Genomic DNA, 20,556 nt, shown 5'->3' on the forward strand with positions numbered 1-20,556 from the left:
TCATCCCCGCCTCCGCGGGGATTTTTTTACCTAAGATTTACCTGAATTAGTGAGCTATTCCTCAGTACTTATTTGTTATTACTGTATTTTCAGTGTTAATGGAGTGTAAGGCTCCATATTCAAAAGGAGACATTGAAAATGGGTAAACTCACGGGCAAGACAGCATTGATTACGGGCGCATCGCAGGGCATCGGCGAAGGGATTGCCCGCGTATTCGCACGCCACGGCGCGAACTTAATCTTGCTGGATATCTCCGATGAGATTGAAAAGCTGGCGGATGAACTGGGCGGGCGCGGGCATCGTTGTACTACCGTTAAGGCTGACGTCAGAGATTTTGCTTCGGTGCAGGCGGCAGTTGCGCGCGCTAAAGAGACTGAAGGTAGAATTGATATTTTGGTGAATAACGCTGGCGTGTGCCGTCTGGGCAACTTCCTTGATATGAGTGAAGAAGATCGCGATTTTCACATTGATATTAATATTAAAGGTGTCTGGAACGTGACCAAAGCCGTTCTGCCAGAGATGATCAAACGTAAAGATGGCCGCATTGTGATGATGTCTTCCGTCACGGGGGATATGGTGGCAGACCCGGGTGAAACGGCCTATGCGCTGTCAAAAGCCGCCATTGTCGGTTTAACCAAATCGCTGGCGGTAGAGTATGCGCAGTCCGGTATTCGCGTGAATGCCATCTGCCCCGGTTATGTAAGAACGCCAATGGCGGAAAGCATTGCCCGTCAGTCTAACCCTGACGATCCGGAATTGGTATTAACTGAAATGGCAAAAGCCATTCCGCTACGCCGTCTTGCCGATCCGCTGGAAGTAGGGGAACTGGCGGCATTTCTGGCTTCCGATGAGTCCAGTTATCTTACCGGAACGCAAAACGTCATTGATGGCGGTAGTACCCTGCCTGAAAGCGTGAGCGTAGGCGTCTGATTGATGCCGGTCTCCTCCTCACGCCGCGTGGGGAGGGATTCTCTTATTCCCTTTTCGACTTTCAAATCAACAAACGGTATATAAAACCGTTACTCCTTTTGTACTCGTTATAAATATGATGACTAATAGAAAGTCATTAAATTTATAAGGGTGTGTAATGGCCGTTAACTTCCTGAAAAAAAATGCTCTGACGCTGGCGGCGTCTCTGTTACTGGTCGGTCAGGTACAGGCGACGGAACTGCTGAACAGCTCTTACGACGTCTCCCGCGAGCTGTTTGCCGCCCTCAATCCACCTTTTGAGCAGCAATGGGCGAAAGATAACGGCGGTGATAAGCTGACGATTAAGCAGTCTCATGCCGGGTCATCAAAACAGGCGCTGGCGATTTTGCAGGGACTGAAGGCAGACGTTGTGACCTACAATCAGGTGACCGACGTACAAATTCTCCATGATAAAGGCAAACTGATCCCTGCCGACTGGCAAAGCCGTCTGCCGAACAATAGTTCGCCGTTCTACTCCACGATGGGCTTCCTGGTGCGCAAGGGGAACCCGAAAAATATTCACGACTGGAGCGACCTTGTACGTTCAGACGTGAAGCTGATTTTCCCGAACCCGAAAACCTCCGGCAACGCCCGTTACACGTATCTGGCGGCGTGGGGAGCGGCGGATAACGCGGACGGCGGCGATAAAGCCAAAACCGAACAGTTTATGACCCAGTTCCTGAAAAACGTCGAAGTGTTTGATACCGGCGGGCGCGGCGCTACGACCACCTTTGCGGAGCGTGGTCTTGGCGATGTGCTGATTAGTTTTGAATCGGAAGTGAACAATATCCGCAAACAATATGAAGCCCAGGGATTTGAAGTGGTGATCCCGAAAACTAATATTCTTGCTGAATTCCCGGTCGCCTGGGTGGATAAAAACGTGAAGGCCAACGGCACAGAAAAAGCCGCCAAAGCTTACCTGAACTGGCTGTATAGCCCGCAGGCGCAGACCATCATCACCCATTACTACTACCGCGTGAATAACCCGGAAATCATGGGCAAGCAGACAGATAAATTCCCGCAGACCGAACTGTTCCGCGTGGAAGAAAAATTTGGTTCCTGGCCGGAAGTGATGAAAACGCACTTTGCCAGCGGCGGCGAGCTGGACAAACTGTTGGCGGCGGGGCGTAAGTAATGCTTGCCGTTTCTTCCCGACGCGTGCTGCCCGGCTTTACGTTAAGCCTCGGCACCAGTTTGCTGTTTGTCTGCCTGATCCTGCTGTTGCCGTTGAGCGCGCTGGTGATGCAGCTCTCACAGATGAGCTGGGCGCAATACTGGGATGTCGTGACCAACCCACAGGTGGTGGCTGCCTATAAAGTGACGCTACTGGCGGCATTTGTGGCGTCGATTTTTAACGGTGTGTTTGGTCTGCTGATGGCGTGGATTTTAACCCGCTACCGTTTTCCAGGGCGCACGTTGCTGGATGCGCTGATGGATCTGCCGTTTGCGCTGCCGACGGCGGTTGCGGGGTTAACGCTGGCCTCGCTGTTCTCAGTGAACGGTTTCTACGGTCAGTTTCTTGCGCAGTTTGATATCAAAGTGACCTATACCTGGCTCGGTATTGCGGTGGCGATGGCCTTTACCAGCATTCCATTTGTGGTGCGCACCGTCCAGCCGGTACTGGAAGAGCTGGGGCCGGAATATGAAGAAGCGGCACAAACACTGGGGGCTACCCGCCTGCAAAGTTTTCGCAAAGTGGTGCTGCCTGAGCTGTCGCCTGCGCTGATTGCCGGCGTGGCGCTCTCTTTTACCCGTAGCCTGGGCGAGTTTGGAGCGGTAATTTTTATCGCCGGGAATATTGCCTGGAAAACAGAAGTGACCTCGCTGATGATTTTTGTGCGTTTGCAGGAGTTTGATTACCCGGCCGCCAGCGCCATTGCTTCGGTGATCCTTGCGGCATCCTTGCTGCTGCTGTTCTCTATCAATACTTTGCAAAGTCGCTTTGGTCGACGTGTGGTAGGTCATTAATGGCGATCGTTGCTCAATTGAAGCGATACAACGTCCCCCGCATTAACTGGGGAAAATGGTTTCTGATTGGCGTCGGGATGCTGGTCTCGGCGTTTATCCTGCTGGTGCCGATGATTTACATCTTCGTGCAGGCGTTCAGCAAAGGGTTAATGCCGGTACTGCAAAATCTGGCCGATCCGGACATGCTGCACGCCATCTGGCTGACGGTGTTGATCGCCTTGATCGCAGTACCGGTGAATCTGGTGTTCGGCATTCTGCTGGCGTGGCTGGTGACGCGCTTTAACTTTCCCGGACGTCAGCTACTGCTGACCCTGCTGGATATTCCTTTCGCCGTCTCGCCGGTGGTGGCCGGTCTGGTCTATCTGCTGTTTTATGGCTCCAACGGCCCGTTGGGCGGCTGGCTGGATGAGCATAATCTGCAAATTATGTTCTCCTGGCCGGGGATGGTGCTGGTCACTATTTTCGTCACCTGTCCGTTTGTGGTGCGCGAACTGGTGCCGGTGATGCTCAGTCAGGGCAGCCAGGAAGATGAGGCGGCGATTTTACTGGGCGCGTCCGGCTGGCAAATGTTCCGCCGCGTGACGTTGCCGAATATTCGCTGGGCGCTACTCTACGGCGTGGTATTAACCAATGCCCGTGCGATTGGCGAGTTTGGCGCGGTGTCGGTGGTGTCCGGCTCGATTCGCGGCGAAACGTTATCGCTACCGTTACAGATTGAATTACTGGAGCAGGACTACAATACCGTCGGCTCCTTTACCGCCGCCGCATTGTTGACGCTAATGGCGATTATTACCCTGTTTTTGAAGAGCATGTTGCAATGGCGTCTGGAGAATCAGGAAAAACGCGCGCAACAGGAGAAAAATCATGAGCATTGAGATCGCCAGAATTAAGAAATCGTTTGGTCGTACTCTGGTACTGAATGATATCTCGCTGGATATTCCTTCCGGCCAGATGGTTGCCTTGTTGGGGCCGTCTGGTTCCGGCAAAACGACGTTGCTGCGCATTATTGCCGGGCTGGAACATCAGTCCAGCGGCCATATTCGTTTCCACGGTACGGACGTTAGTCGCCTGCACGCGCGTGAGCGTAAAGTCGGTTTTGTGTTTCAGCACTATGCGCTGTTTCGCCATATGACGGTGTTTGACAACATCGCTTTTGGCCTGACGGTGCTGCCGCGACGCGACCGCCCAACTGCGGCGGCGATTAAAACGAAAGTGACGCAATTGCTGGAGATGGTGCAACTGGCGCACCTCGCGGATCGCTTTCCCGCCCAGCTTTCCGGCGGACAAAAACAGCGCGTGGCGCTGGCGCGCGCGCTTGCCGTGGAACCACAAATTCTACTGCTGGATGAACCGTTTGGCGCGCTGGATGCCCAGGTACGTAAAGAATTACGTCGCTGGTTGCGGCAGCTACATGAAGAACTGAAATTCACCAGCGTCTTTGTCACCCACGATCAGGAAGAAGCGACGGAAGTGGCGGATCGGGTGGTGGTGATGAGTCAGGGCAATATCGAACAGGCTGATGCGCCGGATCGGGTGTGGCGTGAACCGGCTACCCGCTTCGTACTGGAGTTTATGGGCGAGGTGAACCGCCTGAAAGGCACCGTACGCGGAGGGCAGTTTCACGTTGGCGCACATCGCTGGCCGCTGGGTTATACGCCCGCGTACCAGGGGCCGGTCGATCTGTTCCTACGGCCATGGGAAGTGGACGTGAGCCGCCGTACCAGCCTGGATTCGCCGTTGCCAGTGCAGGTGCTGGAAGCCAGTCCGAAAGGACACTACACCCAATTAGTTGTACAACCCCTCGGGTGGTATAACGAACCGCTGACGGTCATCATGCAGGGCGATGAGTCCCCGAGTCGCGGTGAGCGGCTGTTTGTTGGACTGCAAAAAGCGCGTCTGTATAACGGCGACCAGCGTATTGAAACGCGTGAAGAGGAACTTGCACTGGCGCAATCGGCCTGATAGGTTAATTTGTATAGTTATCGCCCGGTGGCGCTACGCATACCGGGCTTTTTTACGAGCTGAAAACGTGAACACATTAGAACACACAATCGGTAATACGCCGTTGATAAAATTACAGCGGATGACGCCGGATAATGGCAGTGAAATTTGGCTCAAGCTGGAAGGCAATAATCCGGCAGGGTCGGTTAAGGATCGCGCGGCGCTGTCGATGATCGTCGAGGCGGAAAAGCGCGGGGAAATTAAACCGGGCGATGTCCTGATTGAAGCGACCAGCGGCAACACCGGGATTGCGCTGGCGATGATCGCCGCGCTGAAAGGTTACCGCATGAAGCTGTTGATGCCAGACAACATGAGTCAGGAGCGTCGGGCGGCAATGCGGGCGTATGGCGCGGAACTGATCCTGGTCACCAAAGAACAGGGAATGGAGGGCGCGCGCGATCTGGCGCTGTCCCTGGCTGAACGCGGCGAGGGCAAACTGCTCGATCAGTTTAATAATCCTGATAATCCATACGCCCACTACACGACCACCGGCCCGGAAATCTGGCGTCAAACCGCAGGGCGGATCACCCATTTTGTTTCCAGCATGGGCACTACCGGTACGATTACCGGCGTTTCGCGTTTTCTGCGTGAGCAGGAAAAGCCAGTGACGATTGTCGGTTTGCAGCCACAAGAGGGGAGCAGTATTCCGGGGATTCGGCGCTGGCCCGCGGAATATATGCCCGGTATTTTCAGTGCGTCGCTGGTAGATGAGGTACTGGATATTCATCAGCAGGAGGCGGAAAACACCATGCGTGAGCTGGCGGTGCGTGAAGGTATTTTTTGCGGCGTGAGTTCCGGCGGCGCGGTAGCCGGTGCGATTCGAATGGCGAAGGCTAACCCTGGCGCGCTAGTGGTGGCGATTATCTGCGATCGCGGCGACCGTTACTTGTCTACTGGTGTGTTTGGCGAAGAGCATTTCAGCCAGGGGGCAGGGATTTAGCGTGTAGGCCTGATAAGCATAGCGCCATCAGGCAAATTACGGCACGATCGCCGGATGACGACGCAAAGCGTCTTATCCGGCCTACGATGTTTAATCGTTACGTTTTTCCACCAGCTTATCAAGGAATAGCCACAGTTTTTCATGCATCCGCTGGTAATCCCATGCGCGCATCTCGGCGACTGAGCGGATAAAACGCTTCCCTTGCGCGTCGGCCAGCTCCTGCTGCGAATGTTGGATTAATTCTTCAACCGCCTCGACGGTAAATTCCATATGACACTGGAAGCCATAGACAAAATTGCCATACTGCACTATCTGACGTGGACAGCCTTCGCTTTCCGCCAGCACAATCGCCTGATCGGTGAGTCCCGGCATATCGTTGTGCCAGTGGCCGACGGTTAACGGAGAGCCAAAATGGGCGATAAGCGGATGCCGCAGACCGGCTTCAGTGAGCGTAATAGGGTAGTGACCAATCTCTTTTTCCGGGCTTTGACACACAGCGGCGCCCAGCGCCTCGCCAATGAGCTGCGAACCAAGACAGATGCCGATAACTATTCGCCGGGCCGTAATCGCCTGATTAATTAAGTGCTGCTCGGCGCAAGAGTCAAAGTACGGGCACGCTTCGCGGGTGGTGCGCGGCGACTGCGGACCGCCAAATACAACGAGCATATCGAACTCATCGGCATTGCGCGGTAGCGCTTCTCCGGCATAGACGCGCGACCATGAAATGGCATAACTGCGATCTTCAGCCCATTTCAAATAAGCGCCAGCGGATTCAAACGACTCATGGACAACAAAATGAACTCGCACGTTATTTTCTCCTGTTAGCGATTTAGCGCCTGATGGATATCAGCCGCCAGCGTGTTGATCTCGCTGTCATTTAATGTTGACAACGTGATACGTAGACCGTGAGATGGCGCGCTTACGCCAAAGGCTTCTCCCTCACGTACCAGCCAGCCGGATTTTGCCAGCGTAAACGCGGTGGCCTGGCTATGGGTTTCCAGCGGGAGCCAGGTATTCAGGCCGTCACCGGGAGAAATGGCGATGCGATGCTGCTGTAGGGCGCGGGCCAGTTTTTGTTGCCGGTCGGCGTAAAACAGCCGCGTTTGCGCCAGCTTGTGCTGATACTCAGGGTCGGTCAGGCAGGCGCAGACCAGATCCTGTAACAGATGGCTGACCCACTGGCTACCGGCATTTAGCCGCAGCCGAAGTTTTGCCGAGGTCGCGCTGTCGCTGGCGACAATAGCGAGACGTAAATCGGGGCCGAGGGTTTTGGAAACGGAGCGTATCACCGCCCAGTGTTGCGTTGTCTGCGCAATAACCGGCTGCCAGGGCGACGAAGAAAGAAGAGCGAAGTGATCGTCGATAATGACCAGTACCTGAGGGTAACGCGCCAGCATATTTTGCAGCGCGGCGGCGCGGCGAGCGCTCAGGCTACAGCCAGTAGGGTTGTGCGCACGCGGCGTTAAGATCACCGCCCGCGCGCCCTGGTTTAGCGCTTGCTCCAGCTTTTCAGGCTGCATTCCTTCGCTATCCACGCTGACCGGACTGGCGCTAAAACCGGCATAGCGCAGCATATTGATACTGCTTAAAAAACAGGGATCTTCCACCGCGACGCTGTCGCCCGGCAACAGATGCGCGCTAAGCAGCCTTTCGATGGCGTCGATAGCTCCGCTGGTGATATCAATTTCGCCTGCGACGGGTGTGGCATCCCGTAGCCAGCGCACCGCCCAGGCATGTAGTTCAGGCGAAACGGGCGCATCGCCGTAGAGATGCGGCGTGCGGTTGAGGCGGGCAAAATAACGGCTGAGGTCGGGCAGACGCTGCGGATCAGGATTGCCGCCGGAAAGGTCGTGCAGAGGTGTATGCGGATCGCCGCCTTCCAGCGCTACCGGAGACGGACTGCCTTTAATCACCGTTCCATTACGGCCTAAACTTTGCGCCAGTCCCGCCGTTATCAGCCGTTTATACGCTGCTGCGACGGTATTGCGGTTCACCTTTAATGCGCTTGCCAGCTCCCGTACCGGCGGGAGCGAGTCCTCCGCCCGTAACGTGCCAGCGGAAATGTGCTGACGAATACTGTTAAAAATTTCGCTGGCGGTTTTTCCGTCGATCATTATTGACCTATGACAAAATGAATTTTAGCATATGACGATAATAATGAGGCGATAGTCTGCTGTCCAGCGAGAGGAAAATTTTATGGGGCAAGAGAGTGATATCCAGTCAGTACTCTTCGACGACAACCATCGGGCGTTACAGACCGACATTGTCGCCGTTCAGTCACAGGTCGTGTACGGCAGCGTCGGCAACAGTATTGCCGTACCGGCGATAAAAGCGCAGGGTTTACAGGTGACGGCGGTCCCGACGGTGCTGTTCAGCAATACGCCGCACTATAAAACGTTTTATGGCGGCATTATTCCCGCCGAGTGGTTTGCAGGCTACCTTACGGCGTTGAATGAGCGTGATGCGTTACGCGAATTAAAAGCGATTACCACCGGTTACATGGGCAGCGCAGACCAAATTGTATTGCTTTCGAAGTGGCTAATGGCAATTCGGGCTTCGCATCCGGAGGTCTGTATTCTTGTCGATCCGGTCATTGGCGATACCGACAGTGGAATGTATGTGCAGGCGGAAATTCCGCAGGCCTATCGCACGCATTTACTGCCGCAGGCGCAGGGGCTAACGCCGAACGTATTTGAGCTGGAGATGCTGAGCGGTAAACCGTGCCGCACGCTGGAAGAGGCGGTGGCGGCGGCGCAATCGCTGCTTTCCGATACGCTGAAATGGGTGGTTATCACCAGCGCGCCGGGCGAATCTCTGGAGACCATAACGGTTGCCGTTGTTACCGCGCAGGTCGTGGAGGTCTTTGCCCATCCGCGGGTGGCGACGGAGTTAAAAGGGACGGGAGATCTCTTCTGCGCCGAGCTGGTTAGCGGTATTGTGCAGGGAAAAAAACTGACGACCGCGGCAAAAGATGCAGCGCAGCGCGTGCTGGAGGTGATGACCTGGACACAGCAGTGTGGCTGTGATGAGTTAATTCTGCCGCCGGCAGGGGAGGCGCGATGAAGAGTTATCGGCTGGTGGTTCGCCAGCAGGGACGTATCGTGGGGCATTTTGAAACGAGCGGGCTGGACGCGCTGGAAGATATCTGTGTGGCGCGAGCGATGTTTAGTATGGCTGGCGGGTATCAGTGCGAACTACTGGTATCCGACTCAGAGCGGCGGATGTTGGAGAGCGGGCCGGAGGGGATGAAAATCCTGATGCGCGAGAAATGTTACCGACCGGTGACCTCGGCGCTGTGATGCCAGATGACAACGTAAACGCCTGTATCCTGACCTACACTGTATGCAGACAAAAAAATGGCGCCCAAAGGCGCCATTCTTCACTGCGGTAAGAATTACTTCTTAATGCGGATAACCGGAGTTTCACCCACGGTCACGCTACCGGACAGTTTGATCAGTTCTTTGATTTCATCCATGTTGGAGATAACAACCGGAGTCAGGGTAGACTTGGCTTTTTCTTCCAGCAACGGCAGATCGAACTCAATGACCGGATCGCCAACTTTCACGCGCTGACCTTCTTCAGCAATACGCTTGAAGCCTTCGCCTTTCAGCTCAACGGTGTCGATACCGAAGTGAACGAACAGCTCAATGCCGCTATCGGATTCGATAGAGAACGCATGGTTGGTTTCAAAGATTTTGCCGATGGTACCGTCAACAGGGGCGACCATTTTGTTACCAGTTGGTTTGATAGCGATGCCATCACCAACGATTTTTTCAGCAAAAACTACATCCGGCACGTCTTCGATGTTGACGATCTCGCCAGAGAGCGGGGCAACAATCTCAATAGTTCCGGTGTCTTTCTTATCATCAGAAACCAGAGATTTTAGTTTATCGAACAAACCCATGATCTTCTCCTAAGCAGTAAATTGGGCCGCATCTCGTGGATTAGCAGATTGTTTTTTCTTCAATGAACTTGTTAACCAGCGTCATTAACTCGTCCGTTGTCGGTTGAGCAAGAGCCTGCTCTGCTAACACCTTCGCATCTTCGAAGTTCGTGTTACGGATAATCTTCTTAATGCGCGGGATAGAAATGGCGCTCATAGAGAATTCGTCCAGACCCATCCCCAGCAACAGAAGTGTAGCACGTTCATCGCCTGCAAGCTCACCACACATGCCAGTCCATTTACCTTCTGCATGAGAAGCATCAATAACTTGCTTGATCAAGTTCAGTACGGACGGTGACATTGGCTGGTAAAGGTGTGAAATCATATCATTACCACGGTCAACTGCCAGGGTGTACTGTGTTAAATCATTGGTGCCGATACTAAAGAAATCAACTTCTTTGGCTAAATGACGTGCAATTGTCGCCGCAGCCGGTGTTTCCACCATCACGCCAATCTCAATGCTTTCGTCAAATGCTTTACCTTCGTCACGCAGTTCCTGTTTGTAGATTTCAATCTCTTTGCGCAGCGCGCGAACTTCTTCAACTGAGATGATCATCGGGAACATAATGCGCAATTTACCGAAAGCGGAAGCGCGCAGAATCGCACGAACCTGGTCACGCAGGATCTCTTTGCGATCCATGGCGATACGCACGGCGCGCCAGCCCAGGAATGGGTTTTCTTCTTTCGGGAAGTTCATGTACGGCAGCTCTTTGTCGCCGCCAATGTCCATGGTACGGACGATAACCGCCTGCGAGCCGCACGCTTCAGCGACCGCTTTATATGCGGCAAACTGCTCTTCTTCCGTCGGCAGCGCGTCGCGATCCATGAACAGGAATTCAGTACGATACAGACCAACGCCTTCCGCGCCGTTACGCTCAGCGCCTTCAACGTCACGAACGGTACCGATGTTGGCGCAAACTTCAACCTGATGTCCATCCAGCGTGATTGCCGGCAGATCTTTCAGTTTTGCGAGTTCCGCTTTCTCGGTCGCAACCTGCTCCTGAACGGCGCGCAGTTGCTCAATAACATCGTTGGTCGGGTTGACGTAAACCTGGTTGTTTACGGCATCCAGAATCAGATAGTCGCCGTTTTTCACCTGAGAGGTGACGCTACCGGTACCTACGAGCGCCGGCAGTTCCAGAGAACGTGCCATGATGGAGGTATGAGACGTGCGTCCGCCCGCATCGGTGATGAAACCCAGCACTTTCTGCAGGTTCAACTGCGCGGTTTCTGACGGCGTAAGATCGGCGGCTACCAGGATAACTTCTTCCTGAATTGCGCTCAGATCGATAATGGCCAGACCCAGGATGTTGCGCAGCAGGCGCTTACCGATATCACGTACGTCAGCCGCACGCTCTTTCAGGTATTCGTCATCCAGTTCTTCCAGGGCAGTGGCCTGACCTTCGATAACTTCATGTGCGGCTGCGTCAGCCGTCATGTGCTTATCTTTAATCAGGGCTATGATTTCCTGCTCCAGCTCCTCATCTTCGAGCAGCATAATATGCCCTTCAAAGATGGCTTCTTTTTCTTCACCGAACGTTTCACCAGCTTTTGTCTTGATCGCTTCCAGTTGCGCAGATGCCTTGGCACGACCGCTCAGAAAACGTTCAACTTCCTGATCAACCTTGTCGGCAGAAATTTTTTTCCGGTCAATGACGATTTCGTCTTCTTTCAGCAGCAGTGCTTTGCCGAAAGCGATACCCGGGGATGCTAAAATGCCTGAAATCATAACCCTACCTTACTTGTGACTGATTTTTAAAAGAACCCGGAAAAAACTTACTCGAGTTCCGCCATCAGTTTGACCAGATGTTCAACCGCTTTCTGCTCATCTTCACCTTCTGCGGAGATGGTGACGATGGTGCCTTGAGTCAGGCCCAGAGTCTGCAGTTTAAACAGGCTTTTCGCGCTGGCGCTTTTGCCGTTGGAAGTCACAGTAATCTCAGAAGTAAAGCCTTTTGCTTCTTTAACAAACTGAGCAGCAGGGCGGGTGTGCAGACCGTTCGGAGCGGTAATGGTAACTTCTTGCTGGAACATTGTATTTCCCCAACTTATAGGTTTAGTGTTGTGGAACTAAAGTCTAGCCTGGCGGCTCAACTTTAGCCTGTATTGTTAGCGCTGGCGTAAACGGGACGCGACACAAAAGGTGTTCTACGCAATCCGTTGCTGGCAACTTATGGCCGCTGACGTTTCGCTCGTCATTAAACATTATGCCGCGAAAGGAAGATTTGAACCAAATCATAAAATCGATTCAGCTAACGCTTTTCCTGTAACGATTAATTTCGCGCATCAAAATAATTAGTCTGGTTAAATACCAGTTCCGGCAGGGTGAATCAATGCCAGGTGAGGTGAAAGTTTGAAGCAGGCCACAAAAAAGCACCCAAAAAGGTGCTTTTTTACGCGTTTTTAACATGCTGGCATCACTGTTGCAGTTCTTTCTCGGTAAAGAGATCGGCAAACAGCGCAGTGCTCAGATAACGCTCACCTGATGAGGGTAGGATAACCACAATATTCTTATTGGTAAAGCTTTCATCTTCTTGTAGCTTAAGCGCTGCAGCGACCGCCGCGCCGGAAGAAATTCCCGCCAGAATACCTTCCTCTTCCATCAGACGGCGCGCGGTAGAAATGGCCTCTTCATTGGTGATACCAACCACTTTATCAATCAGCTTCAGATCCAGGTTGCCTGGGATAAAGCCTGCGCCGATGCCCTGAATTTTATGCGGACCCGGCTTCAATTCTTCGCCTGCCAGCGCCTGGGCGATAACCGGGGAGTCGGTGGGTTCTACCGCGACGGTGATAAGATCGGTTTTACCCTTCGTCCCTTTGATATAACGCGTGACGCCGGTCAACGTACCGCCGGTGCCGACGCCGGAGATAAACACATCTACCTGACCATCGGTGTCCTCCCAGATTTCCGGGCCGGTGGTTTTTTCATGGATTTCCGGGTTGGCAGGGTTGCTGAACTGTTGAAGCAGGAGATATTTTTGCGGATCGCTGGCGACAATCTCTTCAGCTTTCTGAATAGCGCCTTTCATCCCTTTCGCTCCTTCGGTCAGCACCAGATTCGCGCCTAATGCTTTGAGTAGCTTGCGGCGTTCGATGCTCATGGTCTCCGGCATGGTCAGGGTGAGTTTGTAACCGCGTGCGGCGGCGACATACGCCAGCGCAATACCGGTATTGCCGCTGGTAGGCTCCACCAGTTCCACGCCAGGTTTCAGTACGCCGCGCTTTTCGGCATCCCAAATCATATTGGCGCCGATACGGCACTTGACGCTGAAGCTCGGGTTGCGTGACTCCACCTTCGCCAGAATGCGTCCGTTACCGATACGGTTCAGTCGAACCAGCGGCGTATGACCGATAGTCAGCGAGTTATCTTCATAAATCTTACTCATGGCCTGTCCTTAACTGTATGAAATTGGGATACCTTCCCAGCATACCTTCCAGCCAGATATGGGGAAGTAAGGATTTCGCATATCTATATGCTGATGGGAAATAATGGTTATCAGTATGGAATAAGAGACAGCATAAGCCATCCCTTATTTATACATTTTTACTTTATTTCCATAACGCGTGCTTAGCACGCCAGCAATCAACCCACATTGCCGTCGCGCCACAGACAGCGACAGGCATAATGAAAAGGTTAAGCACCGGAATCATCGTAAAGAGGCTGGTGAGCGCGCCAAATTGCATATTCGCGACCTTCTGTGTACGCAACGCGGCGCGCATCGTTTTAAACGGCACTTTGTGGTTGTCAAACGGGTAGTCGCAATACTGAATCGCCAACATCCAGGCGCTGAACAAAAACCACAGCACCGGCGCGATGGTTTGGCCAATGCCAGGAATAAAATAGAGAACCAGCAGTACAATAGCGCGCGGCAGATACCACGCCAGCTTTTGCCATTCGCGTTTCATAATGCGCGGTACATCTTTCATGATGCCGAGTACGCCGGTATCTGGCGGCGTGGCGCCGGTTAACCGCGCCTCAAGCTGTTCGGCTAAAAGACCGTTAAACGGCGCGGCGATCCAGTTGGCGAGGGTAGAGAAAAAATAGCCAAAGACCAGCAGAACAGAGATAACCGCAATTGGCCACAGCAGATAGCTCAGCCATTGCAGCCAGTCCGGTACATGACTCATCAACGAAGGTATCCAGGCGTCAAGCTGCGTAAACAGCCACCAAAATGCGCCGCCCATCAGCACAATGTTGACCAGCAAAGGTAAAATAACAAAGCGGCGGATTCCCGGTAGGGTAACTAATTTCCATCCTTGCGAGAAATAATAGACGCCGCTACGTGGTACGGTTGTGGATGATGAAACCATATTCAGGACATACTCCTTTTCTTAAAGCCCTGGGTAAACGTGGATATCTTACCCGGTTATCAGACGGTGGATAGTTCGGAAATGTTCGAAAAAACAGCAAAAAACACATTTTCCTTCATCTTTATGCTGCGAAAGCCAACAGTACACTTGCACTTGACGTAATCGGCAAATACTCTTAGTGAGTAAATGTTTGCCGTGGTGGCAAGGTGTTAGAACAACAGAGAATATAATGATGCAGGATTTGCGTCTGATATTAATCATTGTTGGCGCGATCGCCATAATCGCTTTACTGGTACATGGTTTCTGGACCAGCCGTAAAGAACGATCTTCTATGTTCCGCGATCGTCCACTAAAACGCATGAAATCAAAACGCGACGACGACTCGTATGACGACGATGTCGAAGAAGACGAAGGCGTGGGTGAAGTTCGTGTTCACCGCGTGAATCATGCCCCCGGCCAGCCGCAGGAGCATGATGCCCCTCGCCAGTCGCCGCAACACCAGTACCAGCCGCCTTATGCGTCTGCGCAACCGCGTCCAGCGGCACCACCGCAGCCGCAAGCGCCGATGCAACCGCCGGTTCAGCAACCGCCCCAACCTGTGCCGCAGCCTCAGCAGGCTCAGCCATCTGCGCCGCCGGTACAGCCGTCGCAACAGCAGCCTGCACCGCCGTCGCAAGCGCCGCAGCCTGTTGCGCAGCCCGCACCGCAAACCTTCCAGCCTGCGGAACCTGTGGTTGAGGCGGAACCGGTGGTGGAAGAAGCGCCGGTTGTGGAAAAACCGCAGCGTAAAGAGGCGGTCATCATTATGAACGTCGCGGCCCATCATGGCAGCGAGCTTAATGGTGAAGTGTTACTGAACAGTATTCAGCAGTCAGGCTTTAAATTTGGCGATATGAATATTTTCCATCGTCATTTGAGCCCGGATGGCAGCGGCCCGGCCTTGTTCAGTCTCGCGAATATGGTCAATCCGGGAACGTTCGATCCTGAAATGACGGACTTCACTACGCCTGGCGTCACTATCTTTATGCAGGTGCCGTCTTATGGCGATGCGCTGCAGAACTTTAAGCTGATGCTGCAATCCGCGCAGCATATCGCTGATGAGGTCGGCGGCGTCGTGCTGGATGACCAGCGTCGGATGATGACGCCGCAAAAACTGCGCGAATATCAGGACCGCATCCGCGAGGTGATGGACGCTAACGCCTGAGGTTAACGCAGGTGTGACATTTTTAACGTAACCCCCGCCTGTCGGGGGTTTTTTATCATTGATGGTGTGATATGGAACCAATCGAACAACAACTGACAGAACTGCGAACCACGCTTCGCCATCATGAATATCTGTATCATGTGATGGATGCGCCGGAGATTCCTGACGCCGAATATGACCGCCTGATGCGGGAATTGCGGAAACTGGAGGCGCAACGCCCGGATCTCATCACGCCGGATTCGCCCACGCAGCGCGTTGGCGCGGCGCCGCTGACGGCATTTAACCAGATTCGCCATGAAGTGCCGATGCTGTCGCTCGATAACGTATTTGATGAAGAAAGCTTCCTGGCGTTTAACAAGCGGGTGCAGGATCGTCTAAAAAGCACGGAAAATGTCACCTGGTGCTGCGAGCTAAAGCTGGATGGTTTGGCGGTCAGCATTCTGTATGAAAACGGCGTGCTGGTAAGCGCCGCGACGCGTGGCGACGGCACCACCGGTGAAGATATCACTTCTAACGTGCGCACGATTCGCGCCATTCCGTTAAAGCTGCACGGCGATAACATTCCGGCGCGTCTTGAAGTTCGCGGAGAGGTATTTTTACCGCAGGCCGGGTTTGAAAAGATCAATGAAGAAGCGCGCCGCACTGGCGGCAAAGTGTTTGCTAACCCGCGTAACGCGGCGGCAGGCTCGCTGCGTCAGCTCGATCCGCGTATTACGGCGAAGCGACCGCTAACATTCTTCTGCTACGGCGTCGGTATTCTGGAAGGTGGTGAGTTGCCGGATACGCATCTGGGACGTTTGCTGCAATTTAAAGCATGGGGGCTACCGGTCAGCGATCGCGTGACGCTGTGCGATTCTCCCCAGGCGGTACTGGATTTTTATCACAACGTCGAAGAAGATCGTCCCACGCTCGGTTTTGATATCGACGGCGTGGTGATTAAGGTCAACTCGCTGGTTTTGCAGGAACAGCTAGGCTTTGTGGCTCGCGCGCCGCGCTGGGCGGTGGCGTTTAAATTTCCTGCTCAGGAGCAGATGACTTTTGTGCGCGATGTTGAATTTCAGGTAGGGCGCACCGGGGCAATTACGCCGGTGGCGCGTCTGGAACCGGTTCAGGTGGCTGGTGTACTGGTCAGCAATGCCACGTTGCATAATGCCGATGAAATTGAGCGTCTTGGCTTGCGCATTGGCGATAAGGTGGTTATCCGTCGGGCAGGCGATGTGATCCCTCAGGTGGTAAATGTGGTACTGTCCGAACGCCCTGAAGAGACGTGTCCGATTGTGTTTCCAACGCACTGTCCGGTGTGCGGATCGGACGTAGAGCGAGTCGAAGGCGAAGCCGTTACCCGTTGTACCGGTGGATTGATTTGTGGCGCGCAGCGTAAAGAGTCGCTCAAACATTTTGTGTCGCGCCGGGCGATGGATGTGGACGGGATGGGCGATAAGATCATCGACCAACTGGTGGAAAGGGAGTATGTCCATACGCCAGCGGATCTGTTCCGTCTGACGGCGGGTAAACTGACCGGCCTGGACCGAATGGGACCAAAATCCGCACAAAATGTCGTTAACGCGCTGGAAAAAGCCAAAGCGACGACCTTTGCGCGTTTTCTCTATGCGCTGGGTATTCGTGAAGTCGGTGAAGCGACGGCGGCGGGGCTGGCGGCTTATTTCGGTACGCTGGAGGCACTGCAGGCCGCCTCCACTGACGAGTTGCAAAAAGTGCCTGACGTGGGGATTGTGGTCGCTACGCACGTCTTTAACTTTTTTGCCGAAGAGAGCAATCGTGACGTGATCGGACAGCTACTGGCGGAAGGGGTTCACTGGCCCGCGCCGGTTGTCATTAATGCGCAAGAGATCGACAGCCCGTTTGCCGGTAAAACCGTGGTACTAACCGGTAGCCTGAGCCAGATGTCCCGCGATGACGCTAAAGCGCGTTTAGTGGAGCTGGGCGCGAAAGTGGCAGGCAGCGTATCGAAGAAAACCGATCTGGTGATTGCGGGTGAAGCGGCGGGTTCCAAACTTGCCAAAGCGCAGGAACTGGGCATCAATGTCATTGATGAAGCGGAAATGCTTCGTTTGCTGGGTATCTGATATGGAGAAAGAGCAGTTGATCGCCATCGCTAATACGCTGATGCCGTTCGGCAAATATCAGGGGCGTCGATTGATCGACCTTCCGGAAGAGTATTTGCTGTGGTTTGCCCGTAAAGATCAATTTCCGACGGGTAAGCTGGGGGAGCTGATGCAAATCACGCTGCTGATTAAAACCGAGGGGCTGACGCAACTGGTGCAGCCCCTGAAACGCCCGCTTTAAGCTTTCGCGGCGTGGCTTTCCTGCTGCGCCTGTAACTTCTCGGTCTGGCGTTTGTAGCGCCGCGCCAGCCCTGCGCAGACCATCAGTTGGATCTGGTGGAAGATCATCAGCGGTAATACCATCATACCCAGCACTGACGTCGGAAACAGAATATTGGCCATCGGAATCCCGTTGGCCAGACTTTTTTTCGAACCGCAGAAGACGATAGTGATTTCGTCGGCTTTATTGAAGCCGCATTTACGGGCGACAAAGACGTTAACGGCTATGACGATCGCCAGCAGTACGAGGCTGACCACGACGATAAACAGCAGCGATCCCCAGCCGACTTTGTGCCAGATGCCGTTGACTACCGCTTCGCTGAACGCCGAGTAGACCACCAGCAAAATAGAGGTCTGGTCTGTCTTCGCGATCCACTTTTTGTTGCGCGCGACCCAGTTGCCAATCCACGGGCGAGACAGGTGTCCCAGCACGAAAGGCAGTAGCAGTTGCAGCATAATTTTGCCCACCTCTTCCAGACTGCCCTGCGCGCCATGAATATTCATTACCAGACCGACCAGCAGCGGCGACAGGAAAATGCCCAGCAGGCTGGACGCAGACGCTGAGCACACCGCAGCCGCGACGTTACCGCCCGCGAGTGAAGTAAACGCAATCGCAGACTGCACGGTGGCGGGCAAAATACACAGATATAGAAAACCGCTGTAGAGCATAGGGTCGACATTGACAGGCGCCCACCAGGCAAACAGTACGCCGAGGACAGGAAAGAGCACAAAAGTGCTGCACATGACCCACAGATGCAACCGCCAGTGGCTGCCGCCAGCGATGATCGCTTCACGCGAAAGCTTCGCGCCATGCATAAAAAACAGCAGAGCGATGGCCGCTGTCGTGATGCCTTCAACGACAGGCACAAAGCCGCCTTCCGCCGGGAAAAAAGAGGCCAGTAGTACCACGGTGATAAGCGTCAGCGTGAAAGGGTCAAGGATACGAAAAAGTTTCATAAAAACTCCTGAAAGTCGGTGCAGCCATTTTGCGTTTTTCGCTTTGAGAAATAAAATTGATTTATTGCATTTATATATGAATTTAGTCGATGAATTATTCACTGCGTCAACTGCGTATTTTTATTACCGTCGCCCAGGCAAAAAGTTTTAGTCGGGCAGGGGATATGATTGGACTAAGCCAGTCTGCAGTCAGTCATAGCGTAAAAGAGCTGGAGCGGCAAATCGGCGCCAGACTGCTGGATCGCACTACGCGTGAGGTGGTGCTGACCGAGGCGGGGCAACAACTGGCGACGCGTCTGGAGCGGGTGCTTGATGAACTGAACAGTATACTGCGCGATGCAGGCAGAGTAGGGACACAATTAACTGGCACCGTGCGCGTTGCTGCCAGCCAGACCATTTCTGCGCATCTTATTCCGCAATGTATTGCCCAAAGTAATTCACTTTATCCCGCTATTGATTTTGTACTGCACGATCGTCCGCAGCAGTGGGTGCTGGAGAGCATTCGTCAGGGGGAAGTGGATTTTGGGATCGTTATCGATCCCGGCGCAGTGGTGGATTTACAGTGTGAAGCTATCTTATCAGAGCCTTTTTTACTGTTGTGTCGCCAGGATCATCCGCTGGCGCATCAGGAATGGGTGAGCTGGCAGGATCTTAAACAGGCGCCGCTGGTCTTACAGGATTATGCTTCCGGTAGCCGACCGCTGATTGATGCGGCGCTTGCCCATTTTGCTATTGAGGCGGATATCGTGCAGGAGATTGGCCATCCCGCCACGCTCTTTCCAATGGTGGAAGCGGGAATCGGCATCAGCGTACTGCCTGCGCTGGCGTTACCGCTCCCGCAGGACAGCCACTTGCTGGTTAAACGGCTGACGCCCGTAGTTGAAAGACAGCTCATGCTGGCGCGGCGAAAAAACCGATCGCTCTCCACGGCGGCGCAGGCATTATGGGATGTAGTACGCACCCAGGCCAGCGAATTAACCGCAGCGAGGGCGAAAGATCCGCTGTATCAGATATAGACGGTAAGCGAGCCGGTAGCGTTGCTGCGGTATTTATGCCGGGTGGCGGCTTCGCCTTACCCGGCCTACATTCGCCGCGTAGGCCCGATAAACGTAACGCCTGGCGCAGGTTATATCGCAGATAGCAAAAAAGCGCCTTTAGGGCGCCTTTTTACATTGGTGGGTCGTGCAGGATGACTCGCTTCGCTCGCCCTTAGGGCCGTCGCCGCAAGCGGCTCCGTTGTCTCACTGCGTTCGACACGAACCTGCCGCAGGTTCGAATCGTTTATATCGCAGATAGCAAAAAGGCACCTTTAGGGCGCCTTTTTACATTGGTGGGTCGTGCAGGATGACTCGCTTCGCTCGCCTTTCGGGCCCTCGCCGCAAGCGGCTCCGTTGTCTCACTGCGTTCGACACGAACCTGCCGCAGGTTCGAATCGTTTATATCGCAGATAGCAAAAAAGCACCTTTAGGGCGCCTTTTTACATTGGTGGGTCGTGCAGGATTCGAACCTGCGACCAATTGATTAAAAGTCAACTGCTCTACCAACTGAGCTAACGACCCGAAGTGGTGGGTGATGACGGGATCGAACCGCCGACCCCCTCCTTGTAAGGGAGGTGCTCTCCCGGCTGAGCTAATCACCCACTTCGGTACTTCACAATAAGAAATTTAGCTGGCGAGAAAGTGGTGGGTGATGACGGGATCGAACCGCCGACCCCCTCCTTGTAAGGGAGGTGCTCTCCCAGCTGAGCTAATCACCCATTTCTTAATTTCTTATCTACACGGCGGAGACTACATAAAGTAGTTGGTGGGTGATGACGGGATCGAACCGCCGACCCCCTCCTTGTAAGGGAGGTGCTCTCCCAGCTGAGCTAATCACCCCCGCTGTGTGGAGTCGCATTATAGGGAGAGTTGAAAAT

The 20,556-nt window shown here is 53.8% G+C and carries 20 protein-coding genes, 4 tRNA genes and 1 other RNA gene; 12 read left to right on the forward strand and 13 right to left on the reverse strand.

Going from position 1 to position 20,556, the window contains the following annotated elements; all coding sequences use genetic code 11:
* Positions 1-138: 138 nt before the first annotated feature.
* From ucpA to cysM, 6 genes are all read left to right on the forward strand, one after another.
* Positions 139-930, forward strand: a complete 792-nt coding sequence (gene ucpA, locus F4V72_RS15825; protein ID WP_150342473.1) for an SDR family oxidoreductase UcpA — start codon at positions 139-141, stop codon at positions 928-930.
* 157 nt (positions 931-1,087) lie between these two features.
* Complete coding sequence (gene cysP, locus F4V72_RS15830; protein WP_023248140.1) at positions 1,088-2,104, forward strand: thiosulfate/sulfate ABC transporter substrate-binding protein CysP; 1,017 nt, start codon at positions 1,088-1,090, stop codon at positions 2,102-2,104.
* Positions 2,104-2,937 (forward strand): sulfate/thiosulfate ABC transporter permease CysT, encoded by an 834-nt coding sequence (gene cysT / locus F4V72_RS15835; protein ID WP_000881745.1) that lies wholly within the window; start codon positions 2,104-2,106, stop codon positions 2,935-2,937. Before cysP ends, cysT begins: the two co-directional genes overlap by 1 nt.
* Positions 2,937-3,812, forward strand: coding sequence for a sulfate/thiosulfate ABC transporter permease CysW (gene cysW / locus F4V72_RS15840; RefSeq protein WP_023248138.1), 876 nt, complete (start codon positions 2,937-2,939; stop codon positions 3,810-3,812). The genes cysT and cysW overlap by 1 nt, the downstream gene beginning before the upstream one ends.
* Positions 3,802-4,899, forward strand: coding sequence for a sulfate/thiosulfate ABC transporter ATP-binding protein CysA (gene cysA, locus F4V72_RS15845; protein ID WP_023248137.1), 1,098 nt, complete (start codon positions 3,802-3,804; stop codon positions 4,897-4,899). Before cysW ends, cysA begins: the two co-directional genes overlap by 11 nt.
* A gap of 67 nt (positions 4,900-4,966) precedes the next feature.
* The gene (gene cysM / locus F4V72_RS15850) at positions 4,967-5,878 is read left to right on the forward strand and encodes a cysteine synthase CysM (RefSeq protein ID WP_023248136.1); all 912 of its coding nucleotides are present in this window, start codon (positions 4,967-4,969) and stop codon (positions 5,876-5,878) included.
* A 90-nt stretch (positions 5,879-5,968) separates the two neighbouring features.
* Here the strand turns inward: cysM and F4V72_RS15855 are convergent, their stop codons facing one another.
* Positions 5,969-6,685, reverse strand: coding sequence for a type 1 glutamine amidotransferase (locus F4V72_RS15855; RefSeq protein ID WP_023248135.1), 717 nt, complete (start codon positions 6,683-6,685; stop codon positions 5,969-5,971).
* Between the two features lie 14 nt (positions 6,686-6,699).
* Positions 6,700-7,992, reverse strand: coding sequence for a transcriptional regulator PtsJ (gene ptsJ, locus F4V72_RS15860; protein ID WP_023248134.1), 1,293 nt, complete (start codon positions 7,990-7,992; stop codon positions 6,700-6,702).
* Positions 7,993-8,074: 82 nt separating this feature from the next.
* Here ptsJ and pdxK point away from each other — a divergent pair, with 82 nt between their 5' ends.
* Entirely contained in the window at positions 8,075-8,941 is an 867-nt protein-coding gene (pdxK, locus tag F4V72_RS15865) for a pyridoxine/pyridoxal/pyridoxamine kinase (RefSeq protein WP_063390675.1), read from the forward strand.
* Positions 8,938-9,177, forward strand: a complete 240-nt coding sequence (locus tag F4V72_RS15870; RefSeq protein ID WP_000844545.1) for a hypothetical protein — start codon at positions 8,938-8,940, stop codon at positions 9,175-9,177. The genes pdxK and F4V72_RS15870 overlap by 4 nt, the downstream gene beginning before the upstream one ends.
* Before the next feature lie 95 nt (positions 9,178-9,272).
* On the opposite strand, the gene crr is transcribed toward F4V72_RS15870, so the two are convergent.
* From crr to cysZ, 5 genes are all read right to left on the reverse strand, one after another.
* Positions 9,273-9,782, reverse strand: coding sequence for a PTS glucose transporter subunit IIA (gene crr / locus F4V72_RS15875; protein ID WP_000522253.1), 510 nt, complete (start codon positions 9,780-9,782; stop codon positions 9,273-9,275).
* A gap of 40 nt (positions 9,783-9,822) precedes the next feature.
* Positions 9,823-11,550 carry a phosphoenolpyruvate-protein phosphotransferase PtsI gene (gene ptsI / locus F4V72_RS15880; protein ID WP_136058155.1) on the reverse strand — a complete coding sequence of 576 codons (1,728 nt, stop codon included), beginning with the start codon at positions 11,548-11,550 and terminating at the stop codon, positions 9,823-9,825.
* Positions 11,551-11,597: 47 nt separating this feature from the next.
* Positions 11,598-11,855, reverse strand: coding sequence for a phosphocarrier protein Hpr (gene ptsH, locus F4V72_RS15885; protein WP_023248132.1), 258 nt, complete (start codon positions 11,853-11,855; stop codon positions 11,598-11,600).
* A gap of 383 nt (positions 11,856-12,238) precedes the next feature.
* Positions 12,239-13,210, reverse strand: a complete 972-nt coding sequence (gene cysK, locus F4V72_RS15890; RefSeq protein WP_023248131.1) for a cysteine synthase A — start codon at positions 13,208-13,210, stop codon at positions 12,239-12,241.
* Positions 13,211-13,373: 163 nt separating this feature from the next.
* Positions 13,374-14,135 carry a sulfate transporter CysZ gene (cysZ, locus tag F4V72_RS15895; RefSeq protein ID WP_000255009.1) on the reverse strand — a complete coding sequence of 254 codons (762 nt, stop codon included), beginning with the start codon at positions 14,133-14,135 and terminating at the stop codon, positions 13,374-13,376.
* A gap of 229 nt (positions 14,136-14,364) precedes the next feature.
* On the opposite strand from cysZ, the gene zipA reads away from it, so the two are divergent.
* The 3 genes from zipA (at position 14,365) to F4V72_RS15910 (ending at position 17,646) form a co-directional block, all read left to right on the forward strand.
* A complete protein-coding gene (gene zipA, locus F4V72_RS15900; protein ID WP_023248130.1) occupies positions 14,365-15,339 on the forward strand; it encodes a cell division protein ZipA in 975 nt (324 codons plus the stop codon).
* 71 nt (positions 15,340-15,410) lie between these two features.
* A complete protein-coding gene (gene ligA, locus F4V72_RS15905; protein ID WP_053507801.1) occupies positions 15,411-17,426 on the forward strand; it encodes an NAD-dependent DNA ligase LigA in 2,016 nt (671 codons plus the stop codon).
* Position 17,427: 1 nt separating this feature from the next.
* The gene (locus F4V72_RS15910; RefSeq protein ID WP_063390672.1) at positions 17,428-17,646 is read left to right on the forward strand and encodes a DUF3820 family protein; all 219 of its coding nucleotides are present in this window, start codon (positions 17,428-17,430) and stop codon (positions 17,644-17,646) included.
* Here F4V72_RS15910 and F4V72_RS15915 read toward each other — a convergent pair.
* Positions 17,643-18,641: a bile acid:sodium symporter family protein gene (locus F4V72_RS15915; protein WP_046094370.1), complete on the reverse strand. Its 999-nt coding sequence runs from the start codon at positions 18,639-18,641 to the stop codon at positions 17,643-17,645. The genes F4V72_RS15910 and F4V72_RS15915 overlap by 4 nt on opposite strands.
* Before the next feature lie 89 nt (positions 18,642-18,730).
* Between F4V72_RS15915 and F4V72_RS15920 the strand changes: the two genes are divergently transcribed.
* Positions 18,731-19,657 (forward strand): LysR family transcriptional regulator, encoded by a 927-nt coding sequence (locus F4V72_RS15920; RefSeq protein ID WP_136058156.1) that lies wholly within the window; start codon positions 18,731-18,733, stop codon positions 19,655-19,657.
* A gap of 157 nt (positions 19,658-19,814) precedes the next feature.
* Here the strand turns inward: F4V72_RS15920 and F4V72_RS15925 are convergent.
* From F4V72_RS15925 to F4V72_RS15950, 5 genes are all read right to left on the reverse strand, one after another.
* Positions 19,815-19,940: non-coding RNA, RtT sRNA (locus F4V72_RS15925), on the reverse strand.
* A gap of 184 nt (positions 19,941-20,124) precedes the next feature.
* Positions 20,125-20,200, reverse strand: a tRNA-Lys gene (locus F4V72_RS15935).
* A 4-nt stretch (positions 20,201-20,204) separates the two neighbouring features.
* Positions 20,205-20,280: transfer RNA gene (locus F4V72_RS15940), tRNA-Val, on the reverse strand.
* Between the two features lie 41 nt (positions 20,281-20,321).
* Positions 20,322-20,397: transfer RNA gene (locus F4V72_RS15945), tRNA-Val, on the reverse strand.
* A gap of 45 nt (positions 20,398-20,442) precedes the next feature.
* Positions 20,443-20,518 (reverse strand) — tRNA-Val (locus F4V72_RS15950).
* Between the last annotated feature and the right edge of the window lie 38 nt (positions 20,519-20,556).

It is taken from the genome of Salmonella enterica subsp. diarizonae (assembly GCF_008692785.1).
Taxonomy (GTDB): Bacteria; Pseudomonadota; Gammaproteobacteria; order Enterobacterales; family Enterobacteriaceae; genus Salmonella; species Salmonella diarizonae.